The 16,451-nt window shown below is 73.7% G+C and carries 20 protein-coding genes; 7 read left to right on the forward strand and 13 right to left on the reverse strand.

The genetic code is table 11. The annotated features are described in order from the left end of the window. Nucleotides 1-109: 109 nt before the first annotated feature. Nucleotides 110-1,264 carry an endonuclease/exonuclease/phosphatase family protein gene (locus OG715_RS05840; protein ID WP_266276777.1) on the forward strand — a complete coding sequence of 385 codons (1,155 nt, stop codon included), beginning with the start codon at nt 110-112 and terminating at the stop codon, nt 1,262-1,264. Next, nucleotides 1,239-1,892: a hypothetical protein gene (locus tag OG715_RS05845; protein ID WP_266276775.1), complete on the forward strand. Its 654-nt coding sequence runs from the start codon at nt 1,239-1,241 to the stop codon at nt 1,890-1,892. Before OG715_RS05840 ends, OG715_RS05845 begins: the two co-directional genes overlap by 26 nt. Nucleotides 1,893-1,939: 47 nt before the next feature. On the opposite strand, the gene OG715_RS05850 is transcribed toward OG715_RS05845, so the two are convergent. Together OG715_RS05850 and OG715_RS05855 are read right to left on the reverse strand one after the other, a co-directional pair. Continuing rightward, the gene (locus OG715_RS05850) at nt 1,940-2,878 is read right to left on the reverse strand and encodes an aldo/keto reductase (RefSeq protein WP_266276772.1); all 939 of its coding nucleotides are present in this window, start codon (nt 2,876-2,878) and stop codon (nt 1,940-1,942) included. Between the two features lie 49 nt (nt 2,879-2,927). Next, nucleotides 2,928-3,647 (reverse strand): TetR/AcrR family transcriptional regulator, encoded by a 720-nt coding sequence (locus OG715_RS05855; RefSeq protein ID WP_266276770.1) that lies wholly within the window; start codon nt 3,645-3,647, stop codon nt 2,928-2,930. Nucleotides 3,648-3,782: 135 nt separating this feature from the next. On the opposite strand from OG715_RS05855, the gene OG715_RS05860 reads away from it, so the two are divergent. Then, nucleotides 3,783-4,451 (forward strand): DUF4386 domain-containing protein, encoded by a 669-nt coding sequence (locus OG715_RS05860; protein WP_327064118.1) that lies wholly within the window; start codon nt 3,783-3,785, stop codon nt 4,449-4,451. A gap of 93 nt (nt 4,452-4,544) precedes the next feature. On the opposite strand, the gene OG715_RS05865 is transcribed toward OG715_RS05860, so the two are convergent. Beyond that, nucleotides 4,545-4,895 carry a deoxyxylulose-5-phosphate synthase gene (locus OG715_RS05865; RefSeq protein WP_266276766.1) on the reverse strand — a complete coding sequence of 117 codons (351 nt, stop codon included), beginning with the start codon at nt 4,893-4,895 and terminating at the stop codon, nt 4,545-4,547. A gap of 38 nt (nt 4,896-4,933) precedes the next feature. Then, a complete protein-coding gene (locus OG715_RS05870) occupies nt 4,934-5,602 on the reverse strand; it encodes a hypothetical protein (protein ID WP_266276764.1) in 669 nt (222 codons plus the stop codon). A 183-nt stretch (nt 5,603-5,785) separates the two neighbouring features. Here OG715_RS05870 and OG715_RS05875 point away from each other — a divergent pair, with 183 nt between their 5' ends. Further along, nucleotides 5,786-6,595, forward strand: coding sequence for a thioesterase family protein (locus tag OG715_RS05875; protein ID WP_266277440.1), 810 nt, complete (start codon nt 5,786-5,788; stop codon nt 6,593-6,595). Here the strand turns inward: OG715_RS05875 and OG715_RS05880 are convergent. Beyond that, nucleotides 6,570-7,262, reverse strand: a complete 693-nt coding sequence (locus tag OG715_RS05880; protein ID WP_266276762.1) for an NADPH-dependent F420 reductase — start codon at nt 7,260-7,262, stop codon at nt 6,570-6,572. The two genes, OG715_RS05875 and OG715_RS05880, sit on opposite strands and share 26 nt — an antisense overlap. An 87-nt stretch (nt 7,263-7,349) precedes the next feature. Between OG715_RS05880 and OG715_RS05885 the strand changes: the two genes are divergently transcribed. Continuing rightward, nucleotides 7,350-7,733 carry a winged helix-turn-helix transcriptional regulator gene (locus OG715_RS05885; protein ID WP_266276760.1) on the forward strand — a complete coding sequence of 128 codons (384 nt, stop codon included), beginning with the start codon at nt 7,350-7,352 and terminating at the stop codon, nt 7,731-7,733. Nucleotides 7,734-7,894: 161 nt separating this feature from the next. Here the strand turns inward: OG715_RS05885 and OG715_RS05890 are convergent, their stop codons facing one another. Next, nucleotides 7,895-8,536, reverse strand: coding sequence for a hypothetical protein (locus tag OG715_RS05890; RefSeq protein WP_266276758.1), 642 nt, complete (start codon nt 8,534-8,536; stop codon nt 7,895-7,897). A 90-nt stretch (nt 8,537-8,626) separates the two neighbouring features. Here OG715_RS05890 and OG715_RS05895 point away from each other — a divergent pair, with 90 nt between their 5' ends. Next, a complete protein-coding gene (locus OG715_RS05895) occupies nt 8,627-9,124 on the forward strand; it encodes a hypothetical protein (RefSeq protein WP_266276756.1) in 498 nt (165 codons plus the stop codon). 135 nt (nt 9,125-9,259) lie between these two features. Here OG715_RS05895 and OG715_RS05900 read toward each other — a convergent pair whose 3' ends face one another. The 3 genes from OG715_RS05900 to OG715_RS05910 all read right to left on the reverse strand — a co-directional run bounded on the left by OG715_RS05900 (nt 9,260) and on the right by OG715_RS05910 (nt 11,553). Next, nucleotides 9,260-10,045: an alpha/beta fold hydrolase gene (locus OG715_RS05900; RefSeq protein WP_266276754.1), complete on the reverse strand. Its 786-nt coding sequence runs from the start codon at nt 10,043-10,045 to the stop codon at nt 9,260-9,262. A 55-nt stretch (nt 10,046-10,100) separates the two neighbouring features. Beyond that, the gene (locus OG715_RS05905; RefSeq protein WP_266276752.1) at nt 10,101-10,640 is read right to left on the reverse strand and encodes a YrhB domain-containing protein; all 540 of its coding nucleotides are present in this window, start codon (nt 10,638-10,640) and stop codon (nt 10,101-10,103) included. Between the two features lie 61 nt (nt 10,641-10,701). Further along, complete coding sequence (locus OG715_RS05910; RefSeq protein ID WP_266276750.1) at nt 10,702-11,553, reverse strand: SDR family oxidoreductase; 852 nt, start codon at nt 11,551-11,553, stop codon at nt 10,702-10,704. Nucleotides 11,554-11,646: 93 nt separating this feature from the next. Between OG715_RS05910 and OG715_RS05915 the strand changes: the two genes are divergently transcribed. Then, nucleotides 11,647-12,009, forward strand: a complete 363-nt coding sequence (locus OG715_RS05915) for a winged helix-turn-helix transcriptional regulator (protein ID WP_266276748.1) — start codon at nt 11,647-11,649, stop codon at nt 12,007-12,009. A 23-nt stretch (nt 12,010-12,032) separates the two neighbouring features. Here OG715_RS05915 and OG715_RS05920 read toward each other — a convergent pair whose 3' ends face one another. The 4 genes from OG715_RS05920 to OG715_RS05935 form a co-directional block, all read right to left on the reverse strand. Further along, a complete protein-coding gene (locus OG715_RS05920) occupies nt 12,033-13,466 on the reverse strand; it encodes a pyridoxal phosphate-dependent aminotransferase (RefSeq protein WP_266276746.1) in 1,434 nt (477 codons plus the stop codon). Between the two features lie 877 nt (nt 13,467-14,343). After that, nucleotides 14,344-14,925 carry a hypothetical protein gene (locus tag OG715_RS05925; protein WP_266276744.1) on the reverse strand — a complete coding sequence of 194 codons (582 nt, stop codon included), beginning with the start codon at nt 14,923-14,925 and terminating at the stop codon, nt 14,344-14,346. A 292-nt stretch (nt 14,926-15,217) separates the two neighbouring features. Further along, on the reverse strand, nt 15,218-15,655 hold the full coding sequence (locus OG715_RS05930) for a GNAT family N-acetyltransferase (RefSeq protein WP_266276742.1): 438 nt from the start codon (nt 15,653-15,655) through the stop codon (nt 15,218-15,220). A 96-nt stretch (nt 15,656-15,751) separates the two neighbouring features. Next, nucleotides 15,752-16,441 (reverse strand): class I SAM-dependent methyltransferase, encoded by a 690-nt coding sequence (locus OG715_RS05935; protein WP_266276740.1) that lies wholly within the window; start codon nt 16,439-16,441, stop codon nt 15,752-15,754. Nucleotides 16,442-16,451 lie beyond the last annotated feature (10 nt).

Consider the following 16,451-nt stretch of genomic DNA (forward strand, 5'->3'; position numbering starts at 1 on the left):
CAAGTTCAGGCGGACCGCGTATCGGGCGGATATCGTCCCCGTATCGAGGGTGTCCGGGTGCCGGGCACGGGAATTCGGGCGCCCGGCCCGCCCTGCTACGCTCCGCCGCATGGATCCGGATTCCGTTTCCCCCCGCTCCCGGCATTCCGCGGGGGTGCGCCTGCTGGTGGCCGCCACCGCGCTGTGGGCGGCGTTCCTGGCACTGGACCTCATGGCGAACGGGCGGTGGTGGTTCTGGCTGGTCCCCGCGCTGGCGCCGCCGCTGCTGTTCCTCGCCGTGCCCGTGACGCTGCTGGCGCTGGCGTGGACGCTCACCGCCGCCGGCTCGGGCCTGCGGCGGTGGCTGGTGCCGACGGCGGTCCTGCTGCTGGTCGCCGCACTGCCCCGGACCGGCCTCAACTGGTCGTCCCTGGGGCCGGGTCCGGCCGCCGCCCCGGCCGGACCGGGGATCAGGGTCTTCTCCTGGAACACCGAGTACTGGGACACCACCGACGACCCGGACGCCTTCTACCGCTTCCTGCACGCCCAGGACGCCGATGTCTACCTGCTCCAGGAGTACCTGGCGCGGGCGCGCGGGACGCACACCCCGATCGACGAACTCGACCGGATCCGGAGGGAGTTCCCCGGCTACCAGGTGGTGGCGGCCGGCGAGCTGGTCACCCTCTCCCGCTTCCCGGTGCTCGCCGCCCCGACCGTCGGCCCGGCGGTGGCGGCGGACGCGCCCTGGTCGGAGCTCTTCACCCGGCGCAAGGTGCTGCGCACCGACCTCGACGTCCGGGGCCGCGCCGTCTCCTTCTACAACGTGCACATCCCGGTCCAGGTGGACACCCGGGAGTCGGTGTTCGGCCGTGCCTTCTACCGGGTGGTGCGCGAGGCCGACACGGCCCGCCGCGAGCAGTTCGCGGCCCTGGAGCGCGACACCGCCGCCAACTCCCGGCCGCTGCTGGTCGCCGGGGACTTCAACACCAGCCCCGCGATGGCCGACCTCGACCCGCTCCGCGCCCGCCTGCACGACGCCCGCGCGGCGAGCGGCGACCTCTACCCCGGCAGCTGGGGCGGCATCCTCGGCGCCGACTGGTGGCGCCTCGACTGGGTGTTCACCAACGACGGGGCGGCGGTGGACCACTACGCCTTCGTCGACGACCGGGGACTGTCCGACCACCGGGGCCAGGAGCTGCGGCTCTCGCTGCCGCAGCGGGGGCAGGACCGCTGTCGGTGGCACGTGCTTGAATCCTGGTGTGCACGACATCCACGACACCCCTGACCTGCGAGGACTCCTCGCCCGACTGCCCGACCCCGCTTCGCTGCGCGACCGGTGCCGGGGGATCGCCATGCTCGAAGCGATCCTGAGCCCCGACTGGGGCGGCCGGTACTACTCCTTCGACTCCGCCTGGGCCGACGGCCAGCAGATGGCGTCGATGCGCGACGGGGAGGGCGACGACTGGTTCATGGTGTTCTCCGAGGCCGGCGTGTACGCGCGCGGCTTCGACCACACCGCGCCGAACGCCGCGCCGCGACTGCTCCCCGAGGTGCCCGAGGCCTTCCGCGCCCAGACCGTGGAGCCGGCCTTCGGCGAGGAGGACGGCGTGCCGCTCGCCACCGTCTGCTTCTGGCACGGCGCCGGTGGCGACGACGGGTGGCAGGCGCCCGCGGCCGCTCCGACGGGCGGGGTGGGGCTGTTCGCCCTGCTCGCCGCCGCCGACCCGGCGGAGGCGTACCTGGCCTGGGCCGAGGAGTACTACGAGCCCGAGCACACCCCCGATCCGGCGGCGGTCGCGCACGTGCTCGCGCTGCGCCCGCTCACGGCCGCCGTCGTGGCGGCCATCGACCCGGACGCCGACCTGGACGACCTCGCCGAGGACATCGCGGAGATCGGCTACCCGGCCGCCTGAGCGGGCCGTGTCCCCGGGGGCCCCGAGCGGGCCCCCGGGGGTACTCCTTACAGCGCGGCCTCGTCCAGCCGTTTCCGCTGCTCCACCGTGAGCGTCAGGTCGAGGGCGCCGAGCGCCTCGTCCAGCTGGGCGGTCCGGCTCACGCCGACCAGCGGCAGGATCCCCGCCTCGTGGTCGAGCAGCCAGCTGAGCGCCACCTGGTTGACGGTCGCACCGCTCTCCCGCGCCACCTCCCGCAGCGCGGCGAGACGCCTCGGCGTGCCCGGGTGGTCGTAGGCGGCGCCGATCTCGACGTCGTCACGGGTGAGCCCGCCGGAGAGGATCGGGCTGTAGACCCAGAGCCGCAGATCCCCCTCGGAACGCACGTAGTCCAGGAGTTCGGACGTCACGTGCACATGGGCGGAGGACAGCAGCGGCACGTCGAAGCGCGGCTGGAGGTACGAGTAGCGGTACTGCAGGTGCGAGTAGCGCGGTCCGTCCCCGGCCAGCGCGCGGGCCCGCTCCACCCGCCACACGGCGTGGTTGCTGGCACCGACCGCACCCGCCTTGCCGGAGGCCACCAGCCCGGCGAGGGCCTCCACCGTCTCGGCGAGCGGCACCGAACGGTCCTCGATGTGCGTCCAGTACACCTCGACCCGGTCCGTGCCGAGCCGCCGCAGACTGCCCTCGATACCCGCCCGGATCGCCTTCTCCGACAGCCCCTCGGCCGCTTCGAGACCGGCCCCCGGCACGGTGGGCCGGGCGCCGACCTTGGTACTGATGACGACCTGGTCGCGGGCCTTGCGACTGGCCAGCCAGCGGCCGATCACGGCCTCGCTCTCGTCACCGGTGGCGCCGTCGATCCAGAACGCGTAGTTGTTCGCGGTGTCGAGGACGGTCCCGCCGCCCTCGACGAAGCGATCCAGGATCCGGAACGAGGTCTCCTCGTCGACGATCGTGCCGAAGCCCAATGTGCCCAGGACGACGGTGCGCTGAGGAATGGTCATAAGTGTGGTCCCCCCATTGTGGTCTGGACCATTCAAGACGCAATCGCGATCACCCGCAACAGCTTCCTCCGCCCGCCGAGGTCCAACCGGCCAGGTGCAGACGCTCGATGCCGTCGAGCAGGACGTCCAGGGCGAACTCGAACTCGAACTGGTCGTCGCAGCCGCCGCCGACCGCCGTACCGTCCTCCGCCGCGCGCTCCGCATGGGCGGCCGTGGCGGCGACCTCGGCGATGTGCGGGTAGCGGGCGGCCAGTTGGGCCGCGACGCGGGGGTCGGGGGCTGCTCCCGGGGAGGCGTCGAAGAGTTCCTGGGTGAAGCCCAGGAGGCGGCCGCCGAGTGCGTGCATGGCGTGGTGGGCGAGGTCGGCGGAGAGGCCGCCGGCCCGGAGCAGGCCGATCACCGCGTCCAGATGGCCGAGCACCGCGGGGGTCGGCGCGGGCAGCGACTCGATCACGCGCGGCGCCCAAGGATGGCGGCGCAGCGCCCGGCGGGCGGACAGGACGCGTTCGCGTACGGCCGTCTTCCAGTCGGCGCCCGCGGCGGGCGGGTCGATCCCGCCGACGACGGCATCGACCATGCCGGCGAGCAGTTCCTCCTTGTTGGCGACGTGCTTGTAGAGCGCCATCGGCACCACGCCCAGGTCCTGGGCGAGTTTGCGCATGCTCAGGGCGTCGGTGCCGCCCGCCTCGCGGTCGGCGAACGCCACGGCGGCGGCCAGTACGCGCTCCCGGTTCAGCGGGGTGCGGCGCACCCCTTCGCTCTCGCTCATCTCCGGCTCCTCTCCTCGTCGGCTTGACGAGTGTACGGCGTACGCCTACGGTGAGCCCCAGGTGTACGCCGTACACCTGGGGTCGACGGAGAGGGGCTGGTTCTGGTGAAGGCGACCGGGGACAGGAAGACGGCGGTGGTCACGGGCGTACTGTTCCTCGTGACCGAAGTGGCCGCGATCGCCGGGATGCTGCTGTACCGGCCCGCGCTGGACGGCGCCGCCTACGTGGCCGGGTCCGGTGCGGCGGGACGGGGCGCGGACGGCCGGGTCGCGGCGGGGGCGCTGTGCGAGGTGGTGCTGGTGCTGGCGGTGATCGGCACCGGGGTGGCGCTGTACCCGGTGCTGCGGCGGCATCAGGAGGCACTGGCGCTCGGCTACGTCTGCGGGCGGCTGCTGGAGGCCGCAGTGATCGCGGTCGGTATCGTCAGCATGCTCGCCGTCGTCACCCTGCGGCAGGACGCCGGCGCCGGGGCGGCCACCGCCGCCCGCGCCCTGGTCGCCGTCCACGACTGGACGTTCCTGCTCGGCCCCAACGTCGTCCTGGGCGCCAACTCGCTCGCCCTGGCGTTCCTGATGCACCGCTCACGGCTGGTGCCCCGCCCCGTCGCCCTGCTCGGCCTGATCGGCGGCCCGCTGATCCTCGCCTCGGCGGTGGCCGTGCTGTTCGGCCTCTACCCTCAGGTGTCGGCGATCGGCTCGCTGGCCGCGCTCCCGGTCTTCGCCTGGGAGGTCACCCTGGCCGTCCGCCTCATCGTGAAGGGCTTCGCCCCGGCGGCGCACCGCCCGGTGGTCCTGGCGAGCTGAACCCGCCACCCCCGCACGGGAAGCGCACGGGAAGCGCACGGGAAGCACTCGGGAAGCACGTGGGAAGTCGGCCCGCCCGACTTCCCACGCCGCTCACCGGGCCGTCCGCTCCCACGGGACGTCCCGGTGCAGCAGCGCCTGCGCCAGCGGCTCGCCGGAGCGACGGGCGTAGAGCGTGCGCTCGCGCACCTCGTGCCGGGTCCGGGGCCGGTAGCCCGGGCCGCCGCAGCAGCTCTTGTGGAAGCCGATGCCCGCGTTCAGCAGCAACGTGAGCGTGCGCCAGGCCGCAGTGTCCCGACGCGGCGGCGCCGCGAAGGCGGAGCCCGCGTGGATCAGCGCACCGGCACAGCGCGGACAGCGCCGCTCGTCCGTCCGGCTGCCGTACGCCTGCTTGTAGGAGGCCCGGCAGGGCAGACAGACGAAGGAGGTCTTCGTGTAGGCCATGCGCCCCAGCCTACGATCCGCCTTCCTCCCGCTCGATGTTATTTCCGGCTCCCGGCCGGCTCCCCGAAGCCCATCGCCCGGGCCCGCGCGGCGACGGCCCCGAAGTCCGCGCCGACGCACAGCGACTCGACCGTCCGCCGGGTCAACGGGTCACCCGCCAGCACCGCCGCCACCGCCCCGCGGTCCACCGAGCGCTCGAAGTAGTCCTCGGCGAAGCCCGCGTACGCTCCCGGACCCGCGTCGACGAGCAGGCCGAACAGCCCCTCGGCGCCGTCCGTCTCCTCGGCCCCGAACTCCACCGGCCCGCACCGCCACTCGGCATCGCCGCTCTCGCGCCAGGCGCAGACCGTCGCGTCGAAGAACCCCTCGAACTGGAACTCCGGCGTCTGCGCGTAGTGGGCGAGTGGGGCGGGCAGGCCGTCCAGCAGACCGGGCCAGTGCTCGTGGTCCTCGTCCCGCCACGGGCTGGCGTCGCTCTCGTGGTCGAACCCGTACAGGAACACCCCGGCCGGGTCGAACACGATCGCGTACTGGTCGCCGGAGCCGTTGTCCATGGTGGCCAGGTCCACGCCCTCGCGCCAGTCGCGGACGAACGCGTGCACGGGCGCGTGCGGGTCGAGGATGCTGTCGAGCAGGGCGATCCCGCGGCACCGGGCCCGGAGCTCGGCCGGATCGGGCAGCAGGGGCAGAAGGTCGCGCACGGTCATGGCACCCAGTCAACAGCGCACCACTGACGCCGACGCGTGAGACGCCACGTGAGACGCCACGTGACACCGTCGCGTGACACCGTCGCACCCCGAGCGTGTGCGGGAGATCACGGCGACCGGGACGGCCGAGGGAGCCTACGATTCGTGACCGATGCACCTGTCCCGGCCGAGGAGCGGATCCCCTTGAGCAGCAGCGACCTCGCGCGTGAGAGCTACTACCAGCGAACCGGCGCCCGGGCGTTCAAGCCCACCGCGCACGCGGGTGGGGCGTGGAGCGCCGACGAGCAGCACTTCAGTCCGCTGGCCGGGCTGGTGGTGCACGCGATCGAGCGCTGGCTGGCGGAGCGGCCCGGGGGCGACGGCGGGCTGACGCTCGGGCGGATCAGCTACGACATCCTCGGCCGGATCGCGCTCGACGAGTGCGAGATCACCGTGGAGTCCGTCCGTCCCGGGCGGACCATCGAGCTCCTCGAAGCGACCGTGGTGATCGGCGGACGGGCCGTGGTCCGGGCCCGGGCCTGGCTGCTGGCCGCCCTGGACACCTCGGCCGTCGCCGACAGCCCGATCGAGCCGCTGCCCGCCCCCGAGGACCTCGCGCCGTGGGCGATGGACCAGGAGTGGAACGGCGGCTACGTCGCCTCGGTCGACCTCCGCCGGGTGCCGCCGACCCGCCGCGGCCGTACGGCGGCCTGGATCTCCTCGCGGATGGACCTGGTCGCGGACGAGCCGAGCAGCGCCCTCGCCTCCTTCCTCGCGCTGGTGGACACGGCGAACGGCATCGCCGTGCAGCAGGACCCGGCCGAGTGGATGTTCCCCAACGTCGACCTGACCGTCCATCTGTTCCGGCAACCGCGCGGCCCCTGGACCGGCCTGGACACCACGGCCAGTTTCGGCCCGACCGGCCAGGGCCTCACCAGCAGCGTGCTGCACGACGCCGACGGCCCGGTCGGCCAGGCCGAACAGATCCTCACCGTCCGTCCGCAGCCCCGGTAGTGCTCCGGACCCCACCGGCCGCCGGCTCGCCGGCCGCGTGGGACAGCGGCGGCGCGATCGCCTGCGCATCCGCGCCCTCGCCGACCCACAGGCCGATGAACAGCGCCGCGGTCGCCTCCAGCAGGCCCGCCCGGTCGAGACCGCCGGCCGCCACCGGCCGGCAGCCCGCGTCCCGCACCAGCTGGGACACCAGGGCCAGGGCCGCCGCGTCGTCCCCGCACAGCGGCACCGCCAACGGCCTTCCGTCGAAGACGGGCGGCCGCATCCGCCACACGTCCTCGTGGCAGAGGTTGAACGCCTTGACCACCTCGGCCCCCGGCGCCGCCCCGGCCAACTGCCGCGCCGCCGAGGGCCCGCCGTCCGTCAGCAGCCGGAAGCCCGGGCCGACGGGGTTGGAGCAGTCCACCAGCACCGTGCCGTCCAGCTCCGCGCGCAGCTCCCGCACCACCTCCGCCCCCGCGCCGTAGGGAAGCGCGGCCAGCACCACCTCGCCGACCGCGGCCGCCGCCCGCAGCCCGGCGGCCCGCGCCCCGCCCCCGATCCGCCGGGCGAGGCGCCCCGCGGCGGCGGCGTCCCGCCCACCGACCGTCACCTCGTGCCCGGCCCGCACCCAGTGGGTCGCGAGCGCGTCCGCCATGTTGCCCGTGCCCAGCACGCCGATCCTCATCACGCCGCCCTCCGTGTCGCGGGGGTCTCCCGGTCCGACTCCCCGTCCCCCATGACGCTAGAGAACCCGTCAGGCACCATTCGGTACGTGCCCATCGATGCCCGCCTCGCCGACTGCCGCGCCCGCCTCGCCTTCGACCTGCTCTCCAACACCTGGAACGCCGTGGTCCTCCGGGCCCTGCGCGACGGCCCCCGCCGCCCCGTCGAACTGCGGGAACGGATCGGCGGAATCAGCTCCAAGGTGCTCACCGAGACCCTGCGCCGCCTCCAGTTCAACGGCCTCGTCGACCGCCACCCCCTCCCCGGCGCCCCACCCCGCGTCGACTACCGCCTCACCGCCCTGGGCCGCAGCTTCCTCGCCCCGATCGAGGCCGTCGGCGCCTGGGCCTTCGAGCACGGCGACGAGGTCATGGCCGCCCAGGACCGCGGCGAGGCCGCGGCGGGGAACGACGCGGGGGCCGGGGCGGCGTGACCCCAGGGGTCCGCCGCCCGGGAGAAGCACCGGCGCTGCCTCCCCGTTCCACGGCTCGGCCCTGTTCAGGAGATCGGGCTCTGGTCCGAGTTCTTCGGCATCCCTGGTCCCTGCCGCTGTTGATCTTGCCGACCCCTCCCGCGTCCTGTCGGTCGGGCCGTTCAGCTGAGCACGAGCGGCACGGGTTCCAGTCCCAGCTTCCTCCGGCACGAGTCGATGGCCCGCGTGACCCATGCGACGACGGCATCACGATCCGGCGCGAGCGCGTGAAGCTCACGCGCCTTCTCCTGGGCCTCGATCATCCATGGAACCAGCGGGTCTTCTCGGAGGACGCGATCGAAGTGGTGGCGGGCCATGTCCGGGGCCCCGATCAGGGCGGCTGCGATCCCGGCGTCGAAGCCGTCCCAGAGGTAGCCCCCTCGCACCGGCCTGGACATCAGGTACCTGGCGGCGTCCGGCAGAGCCGGGAACGTCTCCCTCAGCGCCACCACGCTCGCGGCCGCCTGCCGACCGAGGTCGAACGCCAGCCGCGTGAACTGGTCCTCCGTGCGAAACAGCTCGGCGCCGACCCGGCCCCCGTCCACGTGGAAGGACAGGTGCTCCACGTCGTGCCACAACCACATCGCACCGACGTACAGGCCACTGCCCGCGGTCCGCGGCGGGGTGAACTCCACGACCCCCAGCCACCACCCGTGATCATCGATCCACAGCCGGGACCGCCCTTGCTGGGCCAGGCCGAGCGGCTTCAGTGACTCCCGCGCCGCCGAGGTGATGATCCGGAGAGCCGGACTGCGATCTGCCATGACCAGCAGTATGGACAGTCACGCTCTGCCGTCTCGGGGCGGGACGGCCCTTCGTGGCTCATTGACGGACCTGTTTGGGATCATGCACGCATGGACTTCGACCTCGCCCCACCGAACGGCGTCGGCCCGTTGCGGGTCGGCATGGATCGGCACTCGGCCGACGCAGCGCTGGACTCGCTCCGCGATCCCTCCGCGCTCTCGGAGTCCGACCGGCCGGGTCAGCACGTCTTCCGTCCCAGTGGACTGATGATCAGCATCCACTGCACGCGAGACATGCTCGAAGCCATCGAGCTCGGGAGGCCGTCGACCCCGACGGACCGGGTCGTCTATCGCGGCCTGGACGTGTTCGCGATTCCGGCCCGCGAGCTGGTTCAGCGCATGGGCGAGTACACCTCGATCGAGGCGGACCCCGACGACCCGGCGTCGTTCGTCGCCCCTGACCTGCTCCTGAGCTTCTGGCGCCCGTTCGCGGCCGACGACGAGCCGGAGGAGGATCAGGGCTACTACTTCAGCTCGGTCCTGTTGGCACGGCCCGGCTACTACGACACCCCCGCTCAGGCTGCGGAACGGCTCCAGCAGGGCTCGTGACCGTCGCTTCAGGATGCCAGCAGGACTCGTCACCGCAAGAGGCCGAAGCCGGCCCGGCCGGCGGGTGTGGATGGGGAAGTCGGTGTGGCCGACGTCCTGTGCGGACAGCGCCGGTCCGCAGCCGGTGCTGTCCGCTCAGGCGGCCAGGAAGGGCAGCAGGGTGGCGGTGAGTTCGGTGGGGGCGTCCAGGGCGATGAGGTGGGCGGCGGTGGGGAACTCGATCAGGGTGGCGTTCGGGATCTCGGTGGCGTAGTGGCGGGCGATGGCTTGGAAGTCGGGGACGTCCAGGCCGCCGACGGCCACCAGGGTGGGGGTGGCGACGGCGGAGACCGCGCGGGCCGAGGGGCCCTGAGAGTGCTCGCCGACGGCGGGCTGGTTCACCAGGGAGGTCCGCATCGGGGCGCGGAGGCGGTCGGCCAGGCCGTCGGCCACCTCGTTCCAGCGGCGGGCCGGGCCGCGCAGCCACATGTCGAGGTTGATCCGGACCGCGGTGTCGAGGTCGCCGGACTCCAGGGCGGCGGTCTCGGCCTCGTCGTAGGCGACCATGTCGGCGGACCAGTCGTAGCCCGGCCACGGTGCCGCGAGCAGCGCGAGGGAGTGGACGCGGTCCGGGTGGGTGAGCGTGAACTCCGCGGCGACCCGGCCGCCCCAGGAGGCGCCGACGAGCCGGACCCGGTCGTGGCCGAGGTGGTCCAGGAGGCGGAGCAGGTCGTCGGTCTCGCTGAACGGGCCGGTCGGGGGCGCGGACTCGCCGAAGCCCCGCAGGTCGTAGCGGACGACGGTGTGGTGCTCGGCGAGCGCGGGCACGACGGCGTCCCACATCCGGTGGTCGGCGACGCCGGCGTGCACGAGGACGACGGGCGGTCCGTCGCCGACGACGACGTAGGAGAGGTGGCCGAGCTCGTCGGGGAGAGTGATCATCCGCGCATCGTCGCAGCCCGGACCTGTCCGTGGCCAGCCAATTCGGTGCCGACGGCTACTGCTCGACGGGCCCGGCCAGGGTCTCGACCGGCCACAGCGGCCACCTCGGCTCCTTGCGGGTGAGGCTCGCCAGCTCCTCCGGCGGTTCGGCGCCCTCGCGCACGGCGGTGAGGTAGGCCCTCGCCTGCTGGAGGCTCAGCCCGGGAGCCCGCTTGCGCAGGTGGCCCATCGCGGCGACGGCCCCGGCGGAGCGGACGAGGGCGCGGACCTCGGCGGCCAGCGGGTCGGGGCGGCGGACGCCCTTGGCCTGGAGGAGGTAGTGGTCCTCCCAGCCCTCGTCGTTCTCCCGGGCGTTGGGGACGAAGTGCAGGCTCCCGTCCTCCCGGTCGACCAGCACGTGACTGCCGCCGCCCCCGAAGCTGAACCGCGCGTCGCCGGTGCGGCGGAAGGCGGCGGTGTCCCAGAAGGCCAGCCAGCCGACGCTGTGCTCCTCCACCGCGTAGACGGCCACCTCGGGAGCCCGGCCGCCCCCCGGCCATGCCATCACGGCCAGGTAGGACTCGACGAGTTCGATCGCGCGTTCCCTGCTGATCACGCTCCCATCGTCCCGGACGGGTCAAGCGGCTTTCGTCGACGGCCCCGGCGGCGTGCCCCGCTCAGCGGAACGCGTCGACATGGCGCGCGGCCCAGTCGGCGAAGGACCTCGGGTCGCGGCCCAGCACCTCCCGGACGCCCGGGCCGATCCGCAGTTCCGCCGCGCTCGGCGCGCCGAGGATGTCGAGGGTGTCGTCGGCGAGCTCCACCGGCATGCTCCGGGCCATCGCGGCTGCGGCCTCCTCGCGGGACAGCTCGTGGAAGCGCAGCGGCACCCCGAGCGCGGCGGAGAGCGCCGCCGTCTGCCCGCGCGGGCTGATCGGCTCCGGGCCGGTCAGCTCGTACACGCCGCCGACGTGCCGGTCCTCCAGCAGGCAGGCGGCCGCGACCTCGGCGATGTCCGCCGGGTCGACGACCGGCGTCGCGACGTCACCGAACGGCGCCGTGACGGACCGCCCCGCCCGGACGGACCCGGCCCACCACAGCGCGTTGGAGGCGAAGCCGCCCGGCCGCACGATCGCCCACTCGGGGACGGACTCCCGGACCAGGTCCTCCAGCGCGCGCATCGCGATCCGGGTCGAGCCGAACGGCCTGGTCACCACACCCTGGGTGGAGAGCAGGACGATCCGCCGGACCCCGGCCGCCGCAGCCCGGCCGACGAGCCGGGCCGGAGCGCCGCCCGGGCCGTGCAGATCGCCCGAGAGCAGCAGGAACAGGGCCTTCGCCTCCGTCAGCACGGGCTCCAGCACGGCCTCCAGGGCCGCCGGTCCGGCCAGGTCGGCCGTCAGGTGGCGGACGCCGTCCGGCACCGCCGCCGGGTGCCGCGACACCGCCGTCACCCGCTCGCCCGCCTCCGCCAGCGCCCGCGTCAGCGGCCTGCCGATGTTTCCGGTGGCCCCGGTCACCACGATCATGGTCAGCTCCTCGTTCGTTGCCCGGTGAGGCTGCCGACGCTAGAGCTGCTGGCTTACCGTTCGTAAGGACATACCCCGGGGTAAGCTCCGGACATGACGGAAGGTGTGCAGCTGGAACGCGGTGCGACCGGCAAGCGGTATGAGGTGTTTCACACCGACTGCGCGGCGCGCGAGACGGTCGACCATGTGACCAGCCGCTGGGGCGTCTGGGTGCTGATCGCCCTGCAGAGCAACGATCTGCGCTTCTTCGAACTGCGCGACAGCATCCGGGGCATCAGCGAGAAGATGCTCGCGCAGACCCTGCGGGCGCTGGTCCAGGACGGCCTGGTGTGGCGGGTGGTCGAGCCGGCGACGCCGCCCCGGGTCACCTACGGGCTCACCGAGTTCGGCCGGGACGTCGGCGAGCCCCTGCAGGACCTGCTCGGCCGGATCACCCGCCGGCTCGACCGGGCCTGAGCACCGGGGTCGGACTTCCTTCGCTACTCCGGAGCCCCCAACGCGGCCAGGGCGTCGGCGACGCGGTCGATCGCCTCGCAGACGACCTCCGGCTGGTACGCGGTGAAGCACAGGCGGAAATAGCCGGGGGCGGGGCTGTGCATGGTCCCGCCGGGGAGGAGGGTGACTTCGGTGGGGCCGCCGGCGAGGTAGTTGAACAGCTTCAGCTCCTCCGAGTCCACCCCGCTGTTCTCCGTGAACGGCAGCGGGGTGACGCTGTGCGGGCCGTTGGGCGGGATCCTGCCCAGGTACGCGGTGAGGTCCAGCCAGAAGAACTGGGCCGGGTTGTCGCCCTCGGTGTGGACGAACTCGATGCCCCGGGCGACGAGTCGGTCCTTCACCCGCTCGAAGCTCGCGCTCAGCAGCTCCCGGTAGCGGCGCATCGCGTAGTCGGTGTACAGCTCCGAACCGGTCCCGTTGACCGTGGTCTCCAGGAGCGCGCCGAGCACGTACTGCTTCAGCGAATCGACCGGGGTGAACCACGACATCGGGTGCTTCTTCTCCTCGATGCCCGCCGTACCGAGCATCGCCCGCTGCACGGGGCCGTACTTCGACACCACGAACCCGGTCCGGAAGCCCGACAGCCCGAAGTCCTTGGCGAACCCCCACACCACGTGGATCCGCTCCGGCGCCCGCCGGTACGCGTCCAGGGCGAACGCGTTGGTGAACGGCACCCGCACACCGTGGACCTGTGAATGTGCATAGATCTCGTCCGAGATGACGTGCATGTCGGTCTCGTCGATCACCCAGGCGTAGATCTCCTCCAGCAACTGCTTCCCGTAGTTGACGCCGAGCGGGTTGTGCGGGTTGGTCAGCACCAGCAGGCGGGGGAACGCGTCGAAGAGGCGGTGGTACTCGAAGTACTCCTCCTTGATCGCGTCCAGGGTCAGCCGGAACCGCTCCGGCCCCTCCGTCGGCAGCTTCACCGGTACGCACTTCAGCTTCGGCCGCTGCTCGAACGACCAGTTGAACCCCTGCCAGTACGGCGCCGGCAGCAGCACGGCGTCCCCCTCCACCAGCGGCGGCGGGCCGGTCTCCCCCGGCTTCGGCGGGTCCTGGAGCGCGAACGCCAGACACTCCAGCGCCGAACCGACGCCGCCGGTGCCGAACACGTCGCCCGCCTCGACCCGGACCTCGAACGCCTTGCTCAGCAGCGCCGCGACCTCGTTCCGCAGGTCGGGGCCGCCGTACGCGGACATGTAGTGGATGTAGGTCTCCGGCAGCAGCGCGGTGTGGTCGAACACCATCTTCTGCATCGAGTCCTGGTAGACGAGGACGTTCTCCGCGACGGACAGGTCGATGGCCGTGTCCGGGGCCAGGTGGCGGCGGTAGTAGGCGAGGGCCTGCTCGAAGTCGGGGATCCGCGCGAGCAGTTCGGCGGGTTCGGTCGGTCCGGTCGGTCCGGTCGAAACGGTCATGATGAAGGGACTCACTTCCGGGGTGGGCACGGCGGGGCCAGGTTGGTTCGCATACATTCGATGCCAGCGCACCATGCGCCCGAGGGCCTCGCCAGTCGTCCGCGCCCATCCGGCGGCCGCTCGCCCCGCCCCCTCCGTTCGGGCCGGAACCGTACGCGGTGGCCGGGACGTTGGTCCGGGCAGCGGGGGGCGGGCGATACGGACCTCGGAGGTCGGCATGGCTCGGCAAGGGGCGCTTCGGCGCAGGTTCGGCCCGGCGGCGGTGGCCGCCGCGATGGTGGGCGCGGTGGTGGTGGGCACCGTCGTGACGGGAACGGCGACGCCGGCCTCGGCGGCGGACTCCCCCGGCGGCGGGAACGGCGACAGCGGAGCGAACGGCAACGGCGGAAGCGGCCACCGCGGAAGCAGCCACGGCGGGCACGCCGCGACCCGGGCCGCGATGGCGGACCTGCCCCGGCCGCACGCGCTCGGCTACTCCACCCTCTTCGGGGGCTCCAGCACGCCGCTGGAGACCACCGAACTCAACCCGTCCTGGGGCGGGGCGGCCGGGGAGATGATCTCCACGACCGCCGACCTGACCCGCTTCTACTCCGCCCTGATGCGTGGCCGACTGCTGCCGCGGGCCGAGCTGGACGAGATGATGCCCGCCACCGGCGGCCCCGGACTCGGCATCGGCTCCGTGCGGCTCGGCTGCGGCGTCACCGTCTGGGGCCACGAGGGCACCATCCACGGCTCGTCCACGGTGGCACTGACCACCCGCGACGGACGGCACGCGCCGCGTTCAACACCAACGCCGACTGGGTCGACGGCCAACGCCCGCTGGCGGAGGCCGAGTTCTGCCGCTGAGCCCCGAACCGCTCGGGGCCCGGACGCCGGGCTACTGACCTCCCGTCGGGCGGGGCCGCTCCGGCCCCGGCCGGCCCCGGCCCCGCCCCCGCACCCACGCGCCGCCGGCCACCAGCACCGCCGTGCCCAGCGCGTACGCGGGCAGCCACCGGGTCGTCGTCGCCGACAGGCAGTCGTCGACGGCGGCCCGGCTCTGCTGCTCCTGCGCGTACGCGAGCGCCCCGGCGTCCACTCCGGCGAGGTCGCCCAGGGCGGCCTGCGCGTGCAGGCTCTCGTACCGGCCCGCCTGCACGCAGCCGTCCCGGGTGCCGGGCATCGGGAACAGCCAGTCCCACCGCTGCAGCGCCGGGGCCAGCGCGAGGGCCACGCACAGACCCACCACCAGCGAGTACGCCGTCAGGTTCCATCCGAAACCGGCGACCGGGGCGCCCGGTGCGCGGACCGGCACCCGGCCGAAGGCCAGCACCACCGCGAGCAGCGTCAGCCCCAGATAGGTGGAGAACCACTGCCAGGAGCCCTCGGCGAGCGAGAAGGCCAGGACCACGCCGAGCGCGGTGCCGAGCACCCCCGGGTCCGTTCCCCCGGCCTGCCCGGAACCACCGCGAACGTCCACTCGCCCTCCCGACTGCCGACCTGATCGGAGCGACCAGCCTCCCGTCCGCGCCGTCCCCCGGCCGCCGACACCACCTCGACCCGACCCGCCCCCACCCGGACGGGCCAGTCACGCGGAAGGCCCAGTGCCTCGGAGGGTCGGTGCCCTGGACGCGTCAGCGCCCTCGGAGGGGTCGGTGCCCTGGACGCGTCAGCGCCCTCAGAGGGTCGGTGCCCTGGACGCGTCAGCGCCCTCAGAGGGTCGGTGCCCTGGACGCGTCAGTGCCCTCGGAGGAGCAAGCGCCCTGGACGCGTCAGTCGTCCGCCAACGGCTTGACCCAGCGCGTCCACTGCGGCTGCGGCCCGTACCCGGCGCCCCGCCAGGTGCGGTGGCCGAGGGCGTTCCCGTCCAGCACCATGGCGTCCGCCCGCCGTCCGCCCAGGACCGCGAAGCGCTCCTCGGCGGCGGCCAGCAGTGCCGCGCCGATGCCGCGCCGACGGTGCTCCGGGTCGACGGCGAGGCGGTAGAGGTGGCAGCGCCAGCCGTCCCAGCCGGCGATCACGGTGCCGAGCAGCACGGCCGGCTCGTCCGCCCGGACGGCCACCAGCAGGCAGTCCGGGTCGCGGGCGAGCAGGGCGGCCACCCCGTCGGCGTCGTCGGTGATGCTGGTGCCCTTGGCTGCGCGGGCCCACAGCGCGAGCACGGCCGGGACCTCCTCGGGTCCGGCGGTGCGCAGAATGAAGTCGATCACGGGCGACTGTCTACCAGGACCGGCCGCCGTCCCACCGCGAATTCCGGCAGCCGGACAGGCCGGACGCCACGGGTCGGCCCCCGCCCGCCGCCCGGGTCAGGCGCCCGCCAGCTCCCACACCGTGGTGGTCTTCAACGCCGTGTCCTCCAGGTCCGCCACCACCGGCACCTCGTACGCCGCCAGCGCGGCGAACCGTTCGCGCGGCAGGTAGGCGCGGCCGGGGTCGCCGACGATCACCACCGCGCCGCGCGCCCGGGCGCGGAGCAGGAACGGCAGGAAGCGGGCCGCCATCGCCCGCTCGTAGAAGACGTCCCCGGCCAGCACCACCTCGGCCGGCCCGCCGTCGCCGTCCAGCAGGTCCTCGACCGCCGCGTCCACCCGGACGCCGTTCGCCGCCGCGTTGACGCCGATCGCCGCGACCGCGTAGGCGTCGATCTCGGCCGCCCGCACCGACCGGGCGCCGCGCAGCGCCGCCGCGATGCCCACCAGGCCGGAGCCGGCCGCGAGGTCCAGCACCGACCGGCCGGCCACCAGCTCCGGGTGGTCCAGCACGTACCGGGCCACCCCGACGCCGCCCGCCCAGGCGAAGGCCCAGAACGGCGGCGGCAGGCCGCGCTCGCCGCGCGCCGTCTCGGTGGTCTCCCACAGGGCGATGGCGTCCTCGGCCATGTGCAGGCGCACCTCCGGCACGAACGGGACCGGGGCGATGCCGGTCTGCGCGCGTACGAAGTCCTCGTCCGACCGCATGGCCGCCCCCGGACCCGCCGGGTGTGTGTCGCTCAGCATGCCGAGCAGC

Origin of the sequence: Kitasatospora purpeofusca, assembly GCF_036010405.1 — a bacterium.
Lineage (GTDB): Bacteria > Actinomycetota > Actinomycetes > Streptomycetales > Streptomycetaceae > Kitasatospora > Kitasatospora purpeofusca.